This window comes from Pseudomonas sichuanensis, assembly GCF_024749065.1.
GTDB classification, from domain to species: Bacteria; Pseudomonadota; Gammaproteobacteria; order Pseudomonadales; family Pseudomonadaceae; genus Aquipseudomonas; species Aquipseudomonas sichuanensis.
On record NZ_CP087185.1, the window covers coordinates 2970286 to 2987208 of the forward strand.

11 protein-coding genes and 1 pseudogene are annotated in these 16923 nt (G+C 67.5%); 3 read left to right on the forward strand and 9 right to left on the reverse strand.

The features are described from left to right. Positions 1-36: 36 nt before the first annotated feature. The 9 genes from LOY51_RS13475 to LOY51_RS13515 form a co-directional block, all read right to left on the reverse strand. A complete protein-coding gene (locus tag LOY51_RS13475) occupies positions 37-1320 on the reverse strand; it encodes a hypothetical protein (protein WP_258646576.1) in 1284 nt (427 codons plus the stop codon). Then, positions 1317-2915, reverse strand: coding sequence for a vWA domain-containing protein (locus tag LOY51_RS13480; RefSeq protein WP_258646577.1), 1599 nt, complete (start codon positions 2913-2915; stop codon positions 1317-1319). Before LOY51_RS13480 ends, LOY51_RS13475 begins: the two co-directional genes overlap by 4 nt. 2 nt (positions 2916-2917) lie before the next feature. Beyond that, positions 2918-3901 (reverse strand): vWA domain-containing protein, encoded by a 984-nt coding sequence (locus tag LOY51_RS13485; protein WP_258646578.1) that lies wholly within the window; start codon positions 3899-3901, stop codon positions 2918-2920. Continuing rightward, positions 3888-4379, reverse strand: a complete 492-nt coding sequence (locus tag LOY51_RS13490) for a DUF4381 domain-containing protein (RefSeq protein ID WP_258646579.1) — start codon at positions 4377-4379, stop codon at positions 3888-3890. Before LOY51_RS13490 ends, LOY51_RS13485 begins: the two co-directional genes overlap by 14 nt. Continuing rightward, positions 4376-5326, reverse strand: coding sequence for a DUF58 domain-containing protein (locus LOY51_RS13495; RefSeq protein WP_258646580.1), 951 nt, complete (start codon positions 5324-5326; stop codon positions 4376-4378). Before LOY51_RS13495 ends, LOY51_RS13490 begins: the two co-directional genes overlap by 4 nt. 10 nt (positions 5327-5336) lie before the next feature. Continuing rightward, entirely contained in the window at positions 5337-6302 is a 966-nt protein-coding gene (locus tag LOY51_RS13500; RefSeq protein ID WP_258646581.1) for an AAA family ATPase, read from the reverse strand. Positions 6303-6377: 75 nt separating this feature from the next. Next, positions 6378-8663, reverse strand: coding sequence for a tetratricopeptide repeat protein (locus LOY51_RS13505; RefSeq protein WP_258646583.1), 2286 nt, complete (start codon positions 8661-8663; stop codon positions 6378-6380). 58 nt (positions 8664-8721) lie between these two features. Further along, positions 8722-10347 carry a mechanosensitive ion channel family protein gene (locus tag LOY51_RS13510; protein WP_258646585.1) on the reverse strand — a complete coding sequence of 542 codons (1626 nt, stop codon included), beginning with the start codon at positions 10345-10347 and terminating at the stop codon, positions 8722-8724. A 16-nt stretch (positions 10348-10363) separates the two neighbouring features. After that, positions 10364-11446, reverse strand: coding sequence for an AI-2E family transporter (locus LOY51_RS13515; RefSeq protein ID WP_125858627.1), 1083 nt, complete (start codon positions 11444-11446; stop codon positions 10364-10366). Positions 11447-11640: 194 nt separating this feature from the next. Between LOY51_RS13515 and wecB the strand changes: the two genes are divergently transcribed. The 3 genes and pseudogenes from wecB to LOY51_RS13530 all read left to right on the forward strand — a co-directional run. Beyond that, positions 11641-12777, forward strand: a complete 1137-nt coding sequence (wecB, locus tag LOY51_RS13520) for a non-hydrolyzing UDP-N-acetylglucosamine 2-epimerase (RefSeq protein ID WP_309475593.1) — start codon at positions 11641-11643, stop codon at positions 12775-12777. A gap of 299 nt (positions 12778-13076) precedes the next feature. Beyond that, entirely contained in the window at positions 13077-15257 is a 2181-nt protein-coding gene (locus tag LOY51_RS13525; RefSeq protein ID WP_258646589.1) for a hypothetical protein, read from the forward strand. Between the two features lie 16 nt (positions 15258-15273). Next, positions 15274-16920, forward strand: a pseudogene (locus LOY51_RS13530) (glycosyl transferase family protein); the annotation flags it as partial. Between the last annotated feature and the right edge of the window lie 3 nt (positions 16921-16923).

Below are 16923 nucleotides of genomic sequence, written 5' to 3' on the forward strand. Positions count from 1 at the left end.
CTCCTTGCCATGGGCGGATGACGCGGTGAGTCCGGTTCAGCGGTTCAGAGGCTTCAGACCGCTGCGCTGTGGTTCGCTCGGATGCTGCGCAGGTGGTGTGCGCGGCAAGGCAATCGGCGCTTGTTCAGGCGCCGCCGACACCCCGAAACGGGACCTGAAAGAGGCTAGCAAACGATTCTTTATCGCGTCGGGAATTTGCGCCCGACCACACAGCAATCCGGGCTGGCCACTGCTGCGGCGCACCCACAGATACAGCGCATCCAGCTTCGGCGGCTGCGCCGCGCATTGTGCGCGAGCCTGGCGCCAGGCATAGCCCGGTGAGTCGAGCCAGGCCTGCTGGCGTCGGGCTTGCCAACGCCGCAAGCGCTGCCACAGCGCCTGCCACCGGGCGCGCAGGCCCCATGCCAGAGCACCTGCGCCAAGCACCGCGGCCACCAGCAGCAGCCAGTGCCCACCGAACCGAAGCCGGGCCTGATGCCCCATGGCCCGCAGGTCGTCGTTGATGGAGAACGGTGCCTGATACGCGCCTGCGATGGCCTCCAACGCTACCGCCGGCACCTGCGTCTGGTGTACCTCGCCGCTCGTCGCATCGCGCCACTGGTAGGTGATCTCAGGCAACTGGTAGCGCCCGGCGGCGCCGATCACATAAGTCACCGTATCCTCGCGTTCGCCACCCAAGGTCCCGCCGCGGCCGTCGCTCAACGGCTTGACCCCCGGCGTCTGCACGTAGCGCTTGAGCCCGGCGACCTCGGCCAGCTCAGGGGCGTGCAACAGCATCGCCTGCGCCCCCGGGGCAACGATGCGCAAGCGCCGGGTCACAGTGTCGCCCGCCCGCAGTGGCGTATGCGAGCGCTCCACCTGCTGGGTGAAGGTCAATTGCGCTGCCACCGGCTGTGCGCTGTCGGGGTTGCCACTGCCGCCCTTGGCCTCGAACGCCAGTGGCTGGCTGCTGACAGTGAGCGGCCCGCTGGCTGGCCCGGGCTGCACCTGGAACGCCAGGGCCGGGATGTCGAAGTGCCGGGCCGCCTGTGGGGTGATGCGATAGCTGTAGCGCAGGCCGAAGAAGCGCTTGCCGTCGATGTCCTGGTTCAGGTGCTGGGCCTCGCCAGTGGGCGGGCTGACCACGGCGCCCGGCAGGTCGAGCGCCGGCAGTACCGGTGCATCGGTGAACCAGGTATCGACCAGCAGGTCGATCTCCAGGCTGACCGTGCCGCCGACCATGATCGCGCCCTCCGGCACCAGGCGCTGCGCCACGCGCACCTCGGGGTCGGCCGCCAGCGCTGGCAGATACAGTAGCCACAGGGTCAGCAGGAGCTTCATGGCGTGCCCTCCTCGCCCGGCCGGCGCGCGGCCTGCTGGATCTGGAACTTGCGCTTGAGGAACCGCCCCGGCGAGGTAGCCAGGTTGTCCAGCCACAGCTGGTCGGAGGCGGCCTTGGCGGTGTGCTGCTGTTGCGCCTTGCCGCCCTGCAACGGGGTCTGGTCTTCGATCACCTTGTCGGGCTTTGCGCCGGTGCTCTTCTGTTGTTGGTCCTGGTAGTCCTTGAGCAGGGCCTGGGCCAGCGCCAGGTTGGCGGCCGCTTCGGGGAATGCCGGTTGCAACCGCAGCGCCTGCTGGTAGGCGGCAATCGCCTGGGCAAACTGGAACAGCCGCACATGGCTGTTGCCCTGGTAGAAGTACGCCGGCGCGCTGTCCAGCGGCGCCAGGCTGGCCAGCGCAGCCTTGTAGTCCGACGCTTCATAGGCCGCCACACCTTTCCAGTAAGGGTCATGGAAATGCTCGGCAGCCTGGGCATAGTGCCCCTGTTCATAGGCCCAGCGGCCCTGCTGGTCAGCGCTGAAAAAGGCGTCGGCCAGTGCGCCCGCCCACACCTGCCCGGGTGCGGCGCCCAACACACACAGCACGGCAAGGCCGGCCAGCCAGTTCACCCGCCACCCTTTGCGCAGGCCGCCCAGGGCCAGCAACAGCAACGGCCAGCACAGCCAGTAGCCGGCATCCTTCCAGTGCAGCGTGGCACTGTCGCCCGTCACGGCCTGGTAGTGCTGGCGGGCGTGCAGTTCGATCCAGTCCAGGTCGTCGTCGTTCAAGGTCAAGCTGCCCAGCGGCGCATCGGCGGCCTCGGCCAGGCCTTGCAGGCCCTGCTTGTCGAAACGGCCCTGCACGGCATTGCCCCCGGCATCCAGGCGTGGCATGCCCTTGGCATCGTGCAGCACCCCGGTGTCTTGGCTGCCCACCGCCAGCACTAGCACCTGTAGGTCGCTGTCGGCCAAGCGCTGGCCGAGCGCATCAAACTGATCGGCGTCGGCGCCATCGGTGAACAACACCAGGGTGCCGGGGCTGCGTTCGGCGTCGAGCAGCCTTCGGGCGATGTCCACCACACCCAGCACGTCCTTGCCGGGCTTAGCGATCAGGTCGCTGGCCAGGGCCTGGATGAAGCTGTCGAGCAAGGCCGGGTCGTCGGTGGCCGGCAGCACCAGGTGGGCGCTGCCGGCATAGGCGATCAGCGCGGTCCGGGCCCCGGCCCGGCGTTGCACCAGATCATGCAAGGTGTGGCGCGCGGCGCCCAGGCGGCTGGGGGGCACATCGTCGGCGTCCATCGAGGGCGACAGGTCCACGGCCAGGATCAGCGGCGCGCGATTGTCGAGAAACGCCGGGATGTCCTGCTGCCAGGTGGGCCCGGCCGCCGCCAGCGCGCCGACTACCAGCAACGCCGCCAGCAGGTGCACCGGGCGCAGGCGCCGGTCGTCGCGCGGGCGGATCAGCAGGTGCTCGACCAGGTGCGGGGCGATGATGCCGCGCAGTTGCCGCTTGAGGTCGCGCCGACGCCGCCACAGCAGCGGCAGGCCGAGGCCTGGCAGCACCAGCAACAGCCACCAGGGGCGCAAGAAGTGCAAGGCGCCGAGGTCGATGTCCATGCTCAGGGCTCCTTGGCTGCGGCGGCTCGGGCGCCCAGTAGCGCCAGGCCCTGGCCGAGCAGCAGCACGGCCAGGGCTGCGCCCAGGGGCCAGACGAACAGGTCGCGCCGCGGTTGGTGGCTGAGGGTGGTGACGTCATGCGGGGTGATCTGGTCGAGCGTGGCATACACCTGCTGCAGCGCCGTGCGGTCATCGGCGCGGAAGAACCGGCCGCCGGTGGTCTGCGCGATCACCTGCAAGGTATGCAGGTCGACCTTGTCCTCGCCGGTGGCCGCCGGGTCGCCGATGCCGATGGCATGCACCACGATGCCGTGCTCGCGGGCCAGCCGCGCGGCATGCTCGGGGGTGATGGCGCTGCCGGTGTCGTTGCCGTCGGTAAGCAGGATCAGCACCTTTTCCTGCTCCTTGGCCGCTTCCAGCAACTTGATGGTCAGGCCGATGGCGTCGCCCAGGGCCGTATTGGGCCCGGCCATGCCGACCCCGGCCTCGTCCAGCAACAACTGCAGGCTGGCGTGGTCGAGGGTCAGCGGCGCCTGGGGGTAGGCGCCGCTGCCGAACAGGATCAGGCCGATGCGGTCGCCCTCGCGCCGGGCGATGAAATCGCGCACTACCGCCTTCACAGCAGTCAAACGGTCACTGCGCTGGCCATCTGCACCGCTGTAGTCCTTGGCCTGCATGGATTGGGAGATATCGATGGCCAGCATCAGGTCGCGGCTGGGTTGCACATGGCGGATCGGCTGCTCGACCAGCACCGGGCGCGCACAGGCGACCAGCAGCAACACCCAGGCCAGCTCATTGAGCAGCAGTTGCCAGCCACCGGCGTTGACTGTGCTGCTGCCGGGGCCTTGGCCGAGGGCCTGGCGCAGGGCGGTGAAGAACGGCACGCGCAGCGCGCTGCGGGCTTCGTGGTAGGGCCTGAGCCAGCGGTAAGCCAGCCATGCCAGCGGCAACAGCAGGAATACCCAGGGGTAGTCAAAGCGCCACATGGTGCGCCTCGATCCACTGCCGGGTGACATCAAACAGGCGTTGCACGCTGGCGTCGTCCAGCGCGGCAAGCTGTGCATCCGGGGCGTAGGCCAGCAGTTGCAGTTGCGCCGCGAAGGTCGCCGGCAGCGGTTGCCGGGCGTGAGTGGCCAAAAATTGCTGCCAGGCCTGGCCGCCGAGCGTGCCAACGGCAGGTGCCCCGGGCATCGACAGGGCCACCCGTTTGAGCAGCTCGGGCAGTTCGCGCAAGGCCATCAGTCGTTGCTCTGCCGCAGCCGCCGCCAACTGGTCCAGGCGCAGCAATGCCTCGCGCCGGTAGCGATCACGTCGCCAGCGCCAGCAGCGCAGCACCGCCCCGGTCAGCAGGCCGGCCAGCAGCAGCCCCAGCAACAGCCCCCAGCCCCAGGTCTGCGGTAGGTAGCTGAACGGCGGCGCGCCCGGCGCCAGCTCTTGTAGCTGGTCGACCGCAGGCCCGCTCATCGCGCCCGCTCCGCCAGCCGCCCGAGCTCCTTGCGCAGTTGCTCCAGGCTGTCATCGCCAGTGCTGATCATCAGCAACGGCACCTGGCTGCGGCGTAACAGTTCGGCGACCTCGCGCAGGCGCCCGGCCAGGTAATCGCCCAGTGGCCGGCGAACCTGGCTGCGGCCTATGTCCATAGCCACCTGCATGGCGCCCTGGGTCACGGTGAGCCGACCCTTGTCCGGCAGTTGCAGGGCGATGGGGTCATACACCTGCAGCGCGATCACATCGTTGTGCTGGCGTAACTGGCGCAGCAGCGCCAGGGTCTGTTCGCCGACCCCAGCAAAGTCGCTGATCACGCACACTAGGTGATCGTGCCCGGCGGCGCCGATGCAGGTACGCAGCAACGCGTCCAGGCGCCCGTCATCCGCCAGCGCCGCGCCGTGCGCCGACAACCGGTGATTGGCCCGCACCACCGCCGCGCACAAGGCCTGCACCCGGGCGCGGCTGCGCAGCGGGCGCAGGTGTTCGACACCGGCCTCGCCGAGCACCATGGCACCGACGCGGTCGCCGGCCTGCAGCGCCATCCACGCACACACGGCCGCCAGCTGGGCGGCGGTCACCGACTTGAAGTAGCGCTGCGAGCCAAAGAACATGCTCATGCGCTGGTCCACCAGCAACAAGGTCGGCCGATCGCGCTCCTCGCTGAAGGTCCGCACGAAAGGTTTGCCGTAGCGCAGCGAGGCGCGCCAGTCGAGGTGGCGCAGGTCGTCGCCGGGCACGTAGTGGCGCAGCTCGTCGAAGCTCAACCCGCGCCCGCGCAGGCGTGAGGCGTGGTTGCCGGACAAGATGCTCGACAGCGGCTGCCGGGCGACGAAGCTCAGGCCCCGGGCACGCGATTCCAGGGCCATCAACTCGGCCAGCGAGGCGTAGGCGAAGCCATCAGGCGTGCGGCGGGCGGTGGGCATGGCGGCACCCTCAGGCCGGTATGGCGACCTTGTCCAACAGCCGGTCGATCACCTGGTCGGCCCCTACCCCATCGGTGATGGCGTCATAGGACAGTTGCAGGCGATGGCGCAACACCGGGTGCACGGCGGCGCGCACATCGTCCGGCGAGACGAAATCCTGCCCGTTGAGCCAGGCATGTGCCCGCGCCACCCGGTCCAGGCTGATGCCGCCACGGGGGCTGGCGCCGATGCTGATCCAGCGCCCCAGTTCGGCATCGCGTTCTGCCGGGTGGCGCGTGGCGTTGACCAGGGCGACCAGGTAGTTGTCGATCGCCGGTGCCACGTGCACCTTGGCCACTTCGCGGCGCGCCGCGAAAATCACCTCCTGGGCCAGGCGCAGCGGTTCGCCCGTACTGGCCTGGTCCTCGGCGCGCACCAGCCGCAACACCTGGGCCTCGTCGGCGGGCGCGGGGTAATCGAGCTGCAGCTTCATCAGGAAGCGGTCCATCTGCGCTTCGGGCAAGGGGTAGGTGCCCTCTTGCTCGATGGGGTTCTGGGTCGCCAGCACCATGAACAGGCCGGGCATCGGGTAACACTGGCCGGCCACGGTGATCTGCCGCTCTTCCATGGCTTCTAGCAACGCCGCCTGCACCTTGGCCGGCGCACGGTTGATCTCGTCGGCGAGGATCACGTTGCCGAACAGCGGCCCCGGCTGGAAGCTGATGCGGTTGCCCTCGGCGGTCTGCTGCAGGATCTCGCCACCGGTGATGTCCGAGGGCAGCAGGTCGGGGGTGAACTGGATGCGCCGCATCTGCGCGTCCAGGTGGCTGGCCAGGGCCTTGACCGTACGGGTCTTGGCCAACCCCGGCAGGCTTTCCAGCAGCACATGGCCGTTGGCGAGCAGCGCCAGGATCACCTGGTGAATGGTGTCGGCCTGGCCGAGTACCTGCTCGGCGACCGACGCTTGCAGTGCTTTGACCTGCTCATGAGTGTCCACATGCCCGCTCCCTGTCCTCGTTTGCGGTCAAGCAACTGTAGTTGCCGTGCCGGTTGACGCAAGATCCCGAAACATTTACTGCGTTTGCCGCCAGTAAGGCTCGATGGCCTGCAGGCGCGGATCGTCCGGCGCCGCCTCGCGCATGCGCTGCACGTAGCCGAAGGCGGCTTCGCGTTCGCCGGCCAGGGCATGCAGGTAGATCAACGAGTACAGCAGGTCGGCGTCGTCCGGCGACTGCGTAAGGCCGCTGCGCAATGCCTGCAAGGCTTCGTCGCGGCGGTTCAGGCGCGACAGCAGCAGGCCCTGGTTGTAGCGGATACGCGCATTGCCCGGCAGCGCTGTGGCGGCTTGGCCCATCCATTCCAGGCCCTCCTCGTTGCGGCCATGCTCGACCAGCAGCAGGGCCAGCATGTACGCCAGGTTGCCACGGTCGGTCGGCGGCATCTTGTCCAATGCCGCACCCTCGCGTAGCAGCGCTTCGGCTTCTGCGGGGCGGTTGGCAGCGCTGGCCAGGGTCACCAGGTTGACCCGCGCCGGGACGAAATACGGGTCCATGCGCAGGGCTTGCCGGTAGTGCGCCATCGCCTCCTCGTCACGCCCCTGGCGCGCTAGCAGCACCGCCAGGTTCAAGCGCCCGCCCGGCAGGTCGGCATTGCCGCGCAGGCGCTGCTCATAGTCGCCAAGCTGGGCCTTGAAACTGGCCTGCTGGGCCTCGGGCAACTGCGCCGGCGCGATATCGGCCATGGCCCGTACGGTTTCATCGCGCACCGCCAGGCGCGGATCTGCCAGTAACGGCAGCAAAGGCTTGAGCCGCTCCTCGGCGGGCAGGCTGCTGAACCCTGCCACGGCATAGGCGCGGATCAACGGGTCGGCGTCCTGCAGGGCCCAGCGCAGGTTGCTGACGGCGCCTGGCCCCAGGTCCGCCAGCTGGTCGGCGGCGGTGGCGCGGACGATGGCCGGGTTGGCCTTGTCGGCCAGCAGGTAGCCCAGGCGGCTCATGGCTGTGCCCGGGTCTTCACGCACGCCTTGCAGCGCCTGCCCGTAATGGGCCGGTCGTTGCGGCGTGCCGTACCACTGGTCGATGGCGCTGGCGGCCCAGGCAGCCGCGCGGTCCGTGTGGCAGGCCGTGCAGGCGTCCGGGCTGCCGGTCTGGGCGGCGAGGTCCGGGCGCGGTATGCGCAGGCTGTGGTCGCGGCGCGGGTCGACCACCATGTAGGTCTTGCTCGGCATATGGCAGCTCACGCACTGCGCGCCAGGCGAGCCTGCGGCGTGATGGTGGTGCGCCGGGCTGTCGTAGTCCTTGGCCTGCAAACCGGCGAAGCGCGCGGTGTTGGGCTGGGTGTTGTGGCACTGCAGGCACAGGCCGTTGCCTTCTATGCGCACTTTGCTGGTGTGCGGGTTGTGGCAATCGGTACAGCCGACCCCGGCGGCGTACATCCGGCTTTGGCTGAACGAGCCGAACTCGTAGACCTCGCCGTCGATCTGCCCGTCTGCATGATAAAGGCCGCTGCGCAGGGTGGCGGGCAGGCTCTGGTCAAGCTGCGGATGGCCGGGCGTCTGGCCGTTGCCCAGGGTTTGCCGACGGCTGTGGCAAAACGCGCACTGCTCGACCTGGCCCTTGCTGCCGAGCGCCTTGTAATCGACCACCAGCCCTTTACCCGGCTGATTGCCGGCGGGCGTTGCACTGGCCCAGTCGACATGCGCCTGGCCGGGGCCATGGCAGCCCTGGCAGCCCACGGTCGGCTCCTGCCAGGTGCTGGCGAAGCTGTCCTGCTGGTCGTTGTAGTGCTTGAGCAGCCGGGTGGAATGGCAGTCGGCGCACATGGCGTTCCAGTTCTGGTAGCGGCCGGTCCAGTGCAGCGGGTCGTCGGGGCTGAAGCGCTGGCCGGGGTACAGGGAGAACCAGCGTTGCCCGCCCTGGGCCTGGGTTCGGCTGTCCCAGGCGATGGTCAGGGCCTGCAAGCGCCCACGGGACAGCGCCACCAGATACTGCTGCAATGGCTGGTGGCCAAAGGTATAGAGGATGCGCAGGTCCGCAGGCTTGCCGTCCTCGCCCTCGATGTTGACGTAATAGCCATCACCCTTGCGGAAAAACCGCGCTTTGACGCCATCCTGGTCGAAGCGCGTGTCGTCGAAGTTGCCCAGTACATTGCCCGCCTTGGCCTCGCGCAGCGCCCAGGCATGGTCCGAATGCTGCCACTGCCCGGCCTGTTCGGCATGGCAGCCCTGGCAACTCTCAGGCTTGGCGTAGCCTTCGCGGTCCTTGGCCGCTGTCGGCAACGGGTCACCTGCGGCGCTGCCTGTGGCAAGCAGTGCAAGTATCAGCACGCCCCTTCTCAGTCCTTCTGCCAGCCATTCCATCGCCCAGCTCCATGATCAGGTCCAGTCACCCTTTGCGGGCGTCGGCAAACCGCTTGCGTCACTCGTTCGCCTCGTTGGGCCTGGCCGCCGGCGCGCTGTACCACTGCTCCTTGGGCACCACCTTCTCCTGCGCGGGGTCCCCCAGGTAGTGCGGCGACATGATCTGCACGCCGAACTCGTTGAACACATCCTGGATATTGGCGTGCAACAGGGTCAGCAGCTCGGCCCGCGGCCGTGGCTCGCTGGGCACAGCCTGGGCCACCAGGCGGTATTCGGGATAGAAGTCCGACAAAGCGGTCTGGAACACTTGCGGGCGGGGTGAGTCGAGCACCCCTTCGGTGCGCCGCGCCGCCTCCAGCAGCATCGCCTCGACCTGGCGCCAGGGCGTGTCGTAGCCAATCGTCACCGTGGTATCGACCACATAGCCCTGCCCTTGCACCACTCGCGAGTAGTTCTTGGTCACCGCGCCGGTAATCATCGAGTTGGGCAGTGTCAGCACCTCGCCCAGCCCAGTGCGAATGGTGGTGGTGAACATGCCCAGCTCGGTCACCGTGCCCTCGTGCTCGCCAATGCGCACGTACTCGCCGGGGCGCAGGGTGCGGGTATAGGTGAGGATGAGCCCCGCAGCGGCCTGGCCGACCACACTGGTGGCGCCCAGCGAGATCATCAGGCCGATCAGCACCGACAAGCCCTTGAACGCTTCGGTGTCGGCGCCCGGCAGGTACGGGTAGGCCATGGCCAGGGCGAACAGCCAGATCGCCAGCGAGGTCAGGCGGGTGGTGGGTTGCAGGGTTTCCTGGGTCAGCCAGCTGATCGAGCCCGGCCGGGCCAGGCGCTCGAGCAGGCGCTTGCTGAAGGCGCTGATGCCACGGGCGATGAAGAAGATCAGCAAAGCGATCAGCAACCCCGGGATGGCGTCGATGATGCCGGTCAGCACATGCCGCAGCAGCCCCAGCAGGTACAGGTTCAGGCTTTCGCCCCAGGGCCGGGTGTAGGGGAAACGCTGCAGGACGAAGCTCAGCCATTCGTAGGTCAGCAACAGCACCAGGGTCCAGCGCACCAGGGCCAGCAGGCGCCGCAACAGCGGGTACAGGTTGCTGGAATCGACCAGCTGCGTGTGGCCGATGCGCAAGGCACTGGCATGTTTGCGCACGCGCTTGGGCAGCCAGGACAAGGCCTTGTGGTGCAGCCATGCGCAGAGCTTGACCAGCAGGATGTACACCAGCGTGGCGGCGGCACTGAGCCCGGCGGCGGTCAGCAGAAAACGCGGGCTGCGGGCCTGCTGCGCCTCGTCGACCACCTGGCGCAGGCGTTGTGCGGCGGCCTCGGCGCCCTGCCGGGTGTCGAGGTCGGTGCCGACCAGGTCCCTGGGCGAGACGATGAAGGCGCGGCGGTCACCCAGCAGCACCAGGAAGCTGTCCTGGACGGTGTCCAGGCTGACCCTACTGTCCACGCCTTCATCCAGCCGTTCATTGATCACCGCCTCGGCACGCCGGGCCCGAGCGGCAGGCGCTTCGCCGAGCACGGTGGCATGGAACACCATGATGCTGCGGTTGGCGACCTTGAGTTCGGCAGGCTCGGCCGCCGCCACGCTGGCCTGCTCGCTGGCCTGGCTGGCCAGGCTGGCCAGGCTGATGAGCAGCAGCGCGAGCAGGCAGCACCCTGCGACGATTCGCTTAGCCATGGGCTCCCTCGCTCGATCACGCGTTGCCAACGGCCGGCCCCTGCTCCACCCACTGCCAGAACAGCATGTAGCCGATGGCCAGGATCACCGGGCCGATGAACAAGCCGATGATGCCTTCGGCGACCATGCCCCCCAGCGCTCCGATCAGCACCACCGGCATCGGCACATTGACCCCGCGCCCCAGCAACAGGGGCTTGAGCACGTTGTCGACCATGCCGGCCAGCACGCTGTACACGGCAAACACCACGGCGCCGACACTGGCGCCTTCGGTAAAGAACACAAAGGCCACCACCGGCAGCGTGATCAGCAACACCGGTAACTGCATGATCCCCAGCAGCAGCACCAGAATGGCCAGCAGGCCGGCGCCGGGGATGCCCATGAACACGAAACCGAGCCCCACCAGCAGCATCTGGATGAAGGCGATGCCGACCACGCCCTGGGCCACCGCGCGAATGGTCGCGGTGCACAGCTCGGCAATCAGCGGGCCGCGTTCGGCGCCGGAGATGCGCGTGGCGATTTGCACCGCGCTGCGCTCACCGTTGTCGCCAAAGGCCATGACCACGCCCGACAGGATCAACGCGCCGATGAACAGCAAGAAGCCGGTGCCGACCCCGGCCAGCTTGCCCAGCACCACCATGCCGATGCCTTTGAGGTGCGGGGTGACGCTCTGGATCAGGCTGGTGGCATCGGTGGCCGCCTGTTGCCAGAAGCCGTACAGCGGCGGCCCCACCAGCGGCCAGGTGGCCACCACCGGGTTGGCCTGCGGCACATGCCAGGCCCCGCTCTTGAACAGCTCCATCGCCGCGGACACCGACGCTGCGATGGAGTCGCCCAGCAGGTAGATCGGCACCATCAGGATCAGCAGCGTGACCAGGATGATCAGGCTGGCCGCATGCCCGCTTTTCAAGCCAAGCCTGGCGCGCAAACGCCCATGCAGCGGGTAGAAGGTGATGGCCAGGATCACCGCCCAGAGCATCAGGCTCAGGAACGGACGGAACACCGCGAAGCAGGTGACCACCAGCGCAGCCACCAGGCCTGCGCGTATCAGCACGTCCAGCAACGCCCGGGACAGCTTGAGCTCGTTAGGCAAAGGCAACATCGGCCACCTCCTGGTCAGTGGCGGGGCAACGCCCGCCACGGGTATCCAGCAGCCTAGTACGGCACCGGCAAGTCGCAAACGGCGACAGGCCAAAGGAAAAATTGCGCCCCGTGGCATCAGATCAATGCACTGCAATATCAATCCGGTATCATCCGCGCCATTCAACCGTTCGTTTAACAGTGGAGTCGTGCGTGATGAAAGTTCTGACGTTGTTCGGCACCCGCCCAGAAGCCATCAAGATGGCGCCTTTGGTCAAGGTCCTGGCCCGGACCGAGGGTGTCGAAAGCATCGTCTGCAGCACCGGCCAGCACCGGCAGATGCTCGACCAGGTACTGCAGCTGTTTGCCGTGCCGGTCGACCACGACCTCGATGTGATGGTCCCGGGGCAAACCCTCAATGGCCTGTTCGCCCGCCTGATGACCCGCATCGACGCCCTGCTCGACGAACTCAAGCCTGATTGCGTGCTGGTGCACGGCGACACCACCACCGCCGCCGCCTGCAGCATGGCGGCGTTCCACCGCGGCATCGCCATCGGCCATGTCGAGGCCGGCCTGCGCACCGGCGACCTGGCCCAACCCTTCCCCGAGGAAATGAACCGCCGCGTGGTGGACGTGATGGCCCGCTGGCTGTTCGCCCCCACCGTCACTTCGCGCAACAACCTGTTGCAGGAGAACCTGCAGGGGCAGATCCACATTACCGGCAACACCGTGATCGACGCGCTGGACCTGATCCTGCAGAAGCTCGACCGCGAACCCGAGATCGGCGAAGGCTTCGCCAGCCGCTACCCGTGGCTCGACGCCAGCCGCCGGCTGATCCTGGTCACCGGCCACCGCCGGGAGAACTTCGGCGACGGTTTCCGGCAGATCTGCCAGGCCCTGGGCGAGCTGGCCAAGCGCGACGATGTGCAGATCGTCTACCCAGTGCATCTCAACCCGCAGGTGCGCGATGTGGTCATGACGGTGTTGGGCGACAACCCCAACGTGCAGTTGATCGACCCGCTGGACTACCTGGAGTTCGTTTGGTTCATGCAGCGCGCCCACCTGGTACTGACCGACTCCGGCGGCGTGCAGGAAGAGGCACCACACCTGGGCAAGCCAGTGCTGGTCATGCGCAACACCACCGAGCGCCCGGAAGCCGTGGCCGCCGGCACGGTCAAGCTGGTGGGCACCGACAGTGCGCGGATCGTCCAGGCGGTGCAGGCCATGCTGGATGATCACGCGCTCTATGCCCAGGTAGCGCGCAGCGTCAACCCGTATGGCGACGGCAACGCCAGCGAGCGCATCGTCAATGCCCTGCTGGGGCGCCCGTTCACACCCTTCCAGGTGCGCTGAAGGTGCATAAGCGTCAATAAAACGGCGACGTCATTTGCTCTGACGTCGCCGGTCGAAATTTCTTACAAAAAAGCATCAAAATATTGACATGGGCACTTTGATATTAGAGAGTACGACCCCGATGTCTTGACGAAGTGGCATCGCCCTCGAACGACCGTTTGACAGCGTTCGCTTCCCCAATCGTCACTGATTACCCGAATAGCCACGCGAAGACCTGCGCCTTAAAACGCCTGTCGGCGCACACGTTTGCACGCCCGCTGTGCGCTGCCAACGCCACTGAACCTTCAAGGACTAGATCGTTGAGTAACACGACTCGCCGCTTGCAGTTCGCCGTTCTGGGCACTGCCCTTACCTCCCCGATCCTCGCCCATGCCACCCCTGCCAGCGATGCCTTGCAAGCGCTGATGGCCCAGGATTGGGTGTCCCGCAGCGTTTCGCTCAAGGACCTGGGCATCACCAACCCAGTGGTGCTCGACCAGGCCGACAACCGCCAGGCGTTCTTCCTGCCGGTTCCCAAGGGCGTGGCGATCAGCGATGCGCAGATCGAGCTCAAGGGCCAGTTCATCAAGGGTGAAGAGCAGCCAGCCACCCTGCGCCTGGCCGTCGATGGTCAGCCCCGCGTGGCCGAGCGCGTCAACCGCGCCGAAGGCGACCTCAGCCGCAGCCTGGCAGTGGACAGCGGCAAGCACGCCAGTGGCTTCGTCAATTTCAGCCTGGACTGGAGCTCGCCGGTTTCGGAGGACTTCTGCGCCCCGCCACGGGCCACCGCCAACGTGCTGACCTTGTCGCCACAGACGCGTCTGAGCTACCGCTACTCGATGTCGGCCCTGGGCAGCCTGGCTGAAGCCTGGAGCAGCCTGCCGGGTGAACCTGTGATTCTGGTAGCGGGCGGTGCGCTCGAACGCAACAGCTTCGACAGCGCCTGGCGCCTGGGCGTGGCCCTGGAGCGCAGCGCCCGCCGCGCCCAGGTACGTGCCTTGCCGCAAGTCGGCGACAGCCTGTCGCTGGCCGGCATCGAAGTGCCAGCGGCCCTGGCTAAAGTCCCGGCCTTCGCCGCCCTGACCGGCCAGGCCAGCCACACCCTGGCCAGCCCGGCCGAGCTGGGTGCCCTGCTGCTGCTCGATGCCCCGGCGATCCACGCCGACCTGGCCATCGTTGACAGCGCGCTGGTGGCACAGCTCAACGCTGCCCTGGACGCCCTGGCGCAACAGCTGCAGGACGACCAGGCCGCCCTCGCCGCCCTGGCGCAATGGCGCAAGCAGAAGGCCAGCCTGGCCACAGGCGCCCTGCCCAGCCAGCAACTGCAACTGCTCAGCCTGGGCCGCCAGGCCTTGGTGGCCGTGGCTGCCGATGGCGGCGCCAAGGCCGCCGGCGTGTTCGACGCAAACTGGCGCAATGTGCTGGTGTCGCGCGAGGCGCAGGTCAAGGAAGTGGGTGACGCGCTGCGCAACGAACACGGGCATCTGCGCCTGAGCGCCCTGGGCGGTAACTTCGGCACCTTCGATGTGGTCAGCCGTGGCGAGTGGACTGCCACCTTCCCGCTCAGCGCCGTGTCGACCAACGGCCGCATGCCGGGGGAACTCAACCTCGACCTCGCCGCCGCGCCGGGCGCCTCGCCTACCCCGCCGGTCGCCTCGGTGATTTGGAACAACGTGCTGCTCAACGCCGCGCAACTGGATGCCGATGGCAGCCCCGAGCGGTTGAAGGCGCGCATCCCGGGCTACGCCCTGGGCGTCACCAACACCGTGCAGGTGCGCTTCCAGCGTCAGCCAAGCTCGCCAAATTGCGCCGAGATCCCACAGGCCTACCCGGTCAACGTGCTGCCCAGCAGCTACCTGAGCTCGGCCGACGCCGAACCCGACGGGACCTTCATCGGCCTGCTGCCGCTGCTGGCCGGCAAACCCCAGGTGATCGTCGACCAGACCGTCCTGCAAACGCCGGTGGCCAGCCTGGGCAAACTGATCCGTCTGGCCAGCGCTGCCTCGCTGTCGCCGGTCAACGCCGAGCTGGTGCTGGCCGACGGCAAGGCAGAGGTCGCGCCGTCGCGGCCGTTCCTGGCCGTGGACGTGCAACTGCCCGGCGCCAAGCCGCTGCTGGGCGTCGCCGAGCTGCAGCGCCTGCAGGCCCAGGGCAACCAGCAACTGGCCCTCGACCTGCAGGGGCCGCAAGGCCTGGGCACCTTGTCGGTGGTCGACTCCAGCGGCCAGCACGGCGTGCTCTGGAACAGCCTGGGCAACCCGGCCATGGTGCCGCAGGTACCCTTCCTGCTGACCCAGGGCAATGCCGTGGTGATTGGCGAGCAAGGCCCGTTGACCTGGGTCGACACCACCGACCCGGAACTCAACCTGGCCGGCACGCCGTTCCACCAGTGGCGCAAGCAACTGGTGTGGGCGTTGCCCACCCTGTCCGGCATCGTCCTCTTGCTGGTGCTGCTGGGTGTAATCGCCCGCCGGCTGCGTCTGAAGCACAAAGGCAAGTAGGCCGGGGTAAGCACGCATGTTCTCACTCTATTGGCCGTACCTGCTGGCGGAGTATTACCGGGGGCTGGAGATCGTCACCGCCGTCGTCGGTGTGCTGATCCTGCTGTCCAGCCTCGATGACCTGTTCATCGATACCTGGTACTGGGTGCGCCAGACGTACCGCAAGCTGCTGATCCGTCGCAAGCGCTACCAGGCGCTGACGGTGGAGCAACTGCGCGCCAAGCCCGAGCAGCCGCTGGCGATCATGATCCCGGCGTGGCTGGAGTACGACGTGATCGCGCCGATGCTGGAGAACATGGTCGGCTCGCTGGACTACAAGAACTACTACATCTTCGTCGGCACCTACTGCAACGACCAGCGCACCATCGACGAGGTGGAGCGCATGCGCCGGCGTTACAAGCAGTTGATCCGGGTCGAAGTGCCCCATGACGGCCCGACCTGCAAGGCCGACTGCCTGAACTGGATCATCCAGGCGATCTTCGCCCAGGACGCGCGCATGCCCGAGCCCTTCGCCGGGATGATCCTGCACGACAGCGAAGACGTGCTGCACCGCCTGGAGCTGCACTACTTCAACTACCTGCTGCCGCGCATCGACTTCATCCAGTTGCCGGTCACCTCCCTGGAGCGTGACTGGTACGAACTGGTGGCCGGCACCTACATGGACGAGTTCGCCGAATGGCACACCAAGGACCTGGTGGTGCGCGAGAGCATGTCGCGCATGGTGCCGTCGGCCGGTGTCGGCACCTGCTTCTCGCGCAAGGCGCTGCTGGAGCTGTCGGCCGAGACCAACAACCAGCCGTTCAACACCGATACCCTCACCGAGGACTACGACATCGGCGCACGCCTGGCGCGGCGCGGCATGAAGCAGATCTTCGGCAAGTTCCCGGTGGACTACGTGGCCAAGCGCACCACCTGGTTCGGCAACGGCAAGGAAAAGCTGGTGGCCGTGCACATGCCCCTGGGCGTGCGTGAGTATTTCCCCGACACCTTCCGCACCGCCTACCGGCAAAAGGCCCGCTGGACCCTGGGCATCGGCCTGCAAGGCTGGAGCCAGGTGGGCTGGGAAGGCTCGCTGGCGACCAAGTACCTGCTGTTCCGCGACCGCAAGGGCCTGATCACCTCGTTCGTCGCCATCCTCGCCTACGTGTTGCTGTTCCAGCACCTGATCTTCCTGGGGATCAGCGCCACAGGCCACTGGAAGGTGTTCTTCCCGTCGGTGTTCTCGCCCAACAGCCTGCTGCTCGACCTGATGTGGGCCAACACCCTGGCCCTGAGCCTGCGTATCCTGCAGCGCGCGTACTTCGTCGGCCGCCTGTATGGCTGGGAGCACGCCCTGCTGTCGGGGCCGCGGATGATCATCGGCAACTTCATCAATGCCATGGCCGCGGCACGCGCCTGGCGCCTGTACCTGGGCTACCTGTTCCTGGGCAAGAAGCTGGTCTGGGACAAGACGATGCACGACTTCCCCTCGGCCGACCAGTTGCACCAGCAGCGCCTGCGCCTTGGCGAGCTGCTGCTGTCGTGGCGCGCCATCGACGACGATATCCTGGCCCAGGCCCTCAAGGCCCAGGCCGAAGAACACAAGCCGCTGGGGCAGATCCTGCTCGAGCACGGCTACCTGGATGCGGACACGCTCAACGAAGCCATCCTGTTCCAACAGGAAAAC